This is a genomic window from Brevundimonas sp. (assembly GCF_031082345.1).
Classification (GTDB): Bacteria; Pseudomonadota; Alphaproteobacteria; order Caulobacterales; family Caulobacteraceae; genus Brevundimonas.
This window is the reverse complement of sequence record NZ_JAVHLH010000270.1, coordinates 1-3,757: the sequence shown is the minus strand read 5'-3', so window position 1 is coordinate 3,757 and position 3,757 is coordinate 1. Positions and strand designations below refer to the sequence as shown.

General features: G+C 68.7%; 5 protein-coding genes and 1 tRNA gene. 2 read left to right on the top strand and 4 right to left on the bottom strand.

Annotation, left to right across the window (positions count from 1 at the left end):
• The 4 genes from RDU12_RS13790 to RDU12_RS13775 all read right to left on the bottom strand — a co-directional run.
• A partial coding sequence (locus tag RDU12_RS13790) for a lysozyme (RefSeq protein WP_308685190.1) occupies window positions 1-341 on the bottom strand: 341 nt, incomplete at its 3' end.
• Window positions 342-414: 73 nt separating this feature from the next.
• Window positions 415-1,827 (bottom strand): magnesium transporter, encoded by a 1,413-nt coding sequence (gene mgtE, locus RDU12_RS13785; RefSeq protein ID WP_374990224.1) that lies wholly within the window; start codon window positions 1,825-1,827, stop codon window positions 415-417.
• 60 nt (window positions 1,828-1,887) lie between these two features.
• A tRNA-Leu gene (locus tag RDU12_RS13780) sits at window positions 1,888-1,974 on the bottom strand.
• Window positions 1,975-2,024: 50 nt separating this feature from the next.
• Window positions 2,025-2,321, bottom strand: coding sequence for a FliM/FliN family flagellar motor switch protein (locus tag RDU12_RS13775; protein WP_300292101.1), 297 nt, complete (start codon window positions 2,319-2,321; stop codon window positions 2,025-2,027).
• Between the two features lie 30 nt (window positions 2,322-2,351).
• Here RDU12_RS13775 and lipB point away from each other — a divergent pair, with 30 nt between their 5' ends.
• Window positions 2,352-3,071: a lipoyl(octanoyl) transferase LipB gene (gene lipB, locus RDU12_RS13770; protein ID WP_300292103.1), complete on the top strand. Its 720-nt coding sequence runs from the start codon at window positions 2,352-2,354 to the stop codon at window positions 3,069-3,071.
• 391 nt (window positions 3,072-3,462) lie between these two features.
• Window positions 3,463-3,757, top strand: a 295-nt coding sequence (locus RDU12_RS13765) for a hypothetical protein (protein ID WP_308685186.1), incomplete at its 3' end; no start/stop codon positions are given.

Sequence of the window (3,757 nt, the reverse complement as noted above, 5' to 3'; positions counted from 1 at the left end):
TGGCCCTCATTCAACCGTTGCAGAACGTCCGACGCCAGGAAGCGGTCGACGCCGACGGAGATGGCGAAACTGGCCAGGGCGTCGAACTGGTGCTGATTGAGCGGCGCGGACACCCGCTCGTTCAGGGCCTTCACCACCGGCAGCAGGTCATACTGCAGCAGCAGTTCAGCGTCCTTCTCGCTGACCGTCGATCCCTCGCGCGCCGAGGCGGTGTGGCCGTAGCCGATTACCCAGCGGCCGTCCTCGTCCCGCACGGCGCGCGGCCGGAAGCCCTCGAAACTCTTGATGAGGACGACTCCCTCGCGGGAGACCTTCAGACGTGGGGTGGTCGCGTTGGACACCTGAATGACCCAAATCGAGACGAAAGCGCTCGCTTGACGGGAGAACCAGCAAGCGCCGCGCCGTTCCCGACGATCAGAGCAGCACGATCGTGGCCAGACCGAGGAAGATCAGGAAGCCGAAGAAGTCCGTCGTCGCCGTCACGAACACCGCCGAGGACACGGCCGGGTCGAACTTCAGCCGCGACAGGGTCAGGGGGGTCAGCATGCCGACGGTGGCGGCGACCAGCAGGTTCAGCACCATGGCCGCGGCGATCACGGCCCCGATGCGCCAGTCCCGGAACCACAGGCCCGCCGCGCCCCCGATCAGGGGCGCCAGCACCAGGCCATTGGCCAGGCCGACCACGAATTCTCGGCGGAAGGTGCGCGGGGCGTTGGAGCTGTTCAACTCGCGGGTCGCCAGGGCCCGCACCGTGACGGTCAGGGCCTGTGTCCCGGCGTTGCCGCCGATGGCCGAGACGATCGGCAGCAGGATGACCAGGGCCACGATCTGCTCGATCGTCGCCTCGAACCACGAGATGACCACGGCGCTCAGCACCGCCGTGCCGAGGTTGATGGCCAGCCACGGCACGCGGCCGCGCACGATCTCGGTCACCGACGAGCCCCGGTCCTCGTCGGACACGCCGGCCAGACGCAGGATGTCCTCGCGGTTCTCTTCCTGGATGATGTTGACGATGTCGTCGACGGTGATCTGGCCGACCAGCCGGCCCGCGGCGTCGGTCACCGGGGCCGAGATCAGGTGGTATTTCTCGAAGATGTAGGCGACCTCTTCCTGGTCCTGGTCGACGGCGATCTCGTTGACCGGCTCCATGATGTCGGCCAGGGCGACCGTGCGCGGGGCGCGCAGCAGGCCGCTGACCGGCACGCTGCCGACGGGCCGGTTCAGCGGGTCGACGACATAGATGTCGAAGAACAGCTCCGGCAGGTCCTCGCCCTGCTTGCGGACGTGGTCGATGGTGTCGCCGACGCTCCAGAACTGCGGCGCGGCCATGACCTCGCGCTGCATCAGGCGGCCGGCGGAATCCTCGGCGTAGCCCAGCGAGCTTTCGATGGCGGCCCGGTCGACGTCGGGCATGGCGGCCAGCACGCGCTCGCGCTGGTCGTCCTCGAGGTCCTCGACCACCGCGGCGGCGTCGTCGGAATCCAGCTCCTGCAGCGCCTCGGCCAGGATCAGGTGCGGGACGCGCTCCAGCACCTCCTCGCGGATGCTGTCGTCCAGTTCCGGCAGGGTGTCGGCCAGCAGGTCGGCGGGCAGCCAGACGGTGACCACGGCGCGGTGCTCGGAGGTCAGGAAGCCCATCAGGTCGGCCACGTCGGCCGGGTGCAGGTCTTCCAGCAGGGAGCGGAGGCGGACGCCGTCGCCGTCATCGGCGGCGTCGACCACCTTCTCGACGAATCCGGCCGTCAGGACATAGTCCTCGTCGAGGGCCACGTGCTCGATTTCATCGTTCTGGACAGGGGGCAGGGGGGCGTCTGCGATCTTGCTCACGCTTGGCCTCCCCTGTTTTCAGATCAGCGTTTCGCCGATGTTTCGCCCTGTCAAATCTGATGGTGCGGTCGAGAAGACTCGAACTTCCACTCCGGTTAGGGAACAGCGACCTCAACGCTGCGCGTCTACCAATTCCGCCACGACCGCTCGCATCGGAGGGGGGCTGATAGCGGAGAGAGGGCGTTATGCCAAGCGGTTCAGGCGGCGCCGGCCATGAAATCGTAGACGTCGGCCGCGCGGGTCACGGTGATGGCGATGCGGTCCTCGCGGATCTCGATCTCGCCGCGCGCCACCGGATAGTTGTTGGCCAGGATCCAGACCTCGTCGGTTTCCGAGGCGTCGAGCGCGATCACGGCCCCGCGGCCCATCCGCAGCAGCTGGCTCATCGGCAGAACAGAGCGTCCCAGAACGACCGAAATCTCGATGTCGACGGCTTCGATCTGACTCACAGGATACTCTGACGCTGACTGGGACTGGACGGGCGGTTCTTGCATGGCGCTCCCGATCCCCACATTGAGGGCGACATGCTTTCCCAGTCCTTAAGCCCCACTGTATCGAAGCTGATCCGCGAGGACGGCGTCGCGGTCGAATGGGCGGTCTCGCCCGGGCTGGTCGACTATCCGTTCGCGGTCGCGGCCATGGAGGCCCGGGCCGCCGCCATCGCGGCCGGCGAGGCCCCCGAACTGGTGTGGCTGCTGGAGCATCCGCCGCTCTACACCGCGGGCGTCTCGTCGAGGGACGCCGACCTGCTCGACGCCGGCCGCTTCCCGGTCCACCGCAGCGGGCGCGGCGGCCAGTTCACCTATCACGGCCCCGGCCAGCGGGTGGCCTATGTGATGCTGGACCTGAACCGGCGCGGCAGGGACGTGCGCGCCTTCGTGCGCGGCCTCGAGCAGTGGATCATCGGCGCCCTGGCCGAGTTCGGCGTCCCCGCCGACGTGCGCGAGGGCCGCGTCGGCGTCTGGGTCGAGCGCAAGGGCCCCGGCTGGTCGCGCGAGGACAAGATCGCCGCCATCGGCGTCAAGGTGCGCAAATGGGTCAGCTTCCACGGGATCAGCCTCAACGTGGAGCCCGACCTGACCCATTTCACCGGCATCGTCCCCTGCGGCATCAATGAGCACGGCGTCACCAGCCTGGTCGACCTCGGCGTTCCGGCGACGATGGACGAGGCCGACGAGGCGCTGCGGGTCAGCTTCCGGCGGGTGTTCGGAGCGGTGGTCGCGGGGGACGCGCCGGGGGAATGAGCCTGGGGCGCTTGTCATCCCGGACGCCGCGAAGCGGTGATCCGGGACGGACGGCGCCGCCGACGCGGCCCTCCCGGAAATCGCGACGCGATTGTCCGGGAGACGGGTGGACGCCGCGCTGGCTCCCGACCTGTCTCCCGGATAGCGGCTGGCGCCGCTTCCGGGAGGAGGTGTGTTTGTGAGCTCAAGCGTCCCGGATCGCCGCCTTGCGGCGTCCGGGATGACAAGGGGGCCGACCCTTTCCGCCGAAGGAAAACGTGACGCTGGATATGCTGGCAATCCGCGTCCAGTCCGCACACTTTTCGCGGACAAGCCGTTGAATTCCCGACACTCCCCCTCCGCCTCAGCGTCCTGAACACGCCGTAGGGCGCGGCCGCCGGATAATGGGCGGATGAGCAGGACGACGGACATCACGGATCAGGGGACGGCGGCGGCGACGGCGCCGTGGCCGGATGACAAACCCTACAAGCAGAGCCGGTCGCGCATGTCGCCGGCGCGCTATCGCGAGGGGCTGCGGCGCTACCACGCCGGCGAGCCGCTGGTCGATCTGGCGATCGAATACGGGACCTCGGTCAGCAGCTTCTACCGGAACGCCCGCCTCATGGGGCTGCGCAAGCGCGACGTCGGCGCCCCGACCCGGCGCAAGGGGCCGGCGCCGGTGACGGTGCAGGCGCTGGACGACGGCG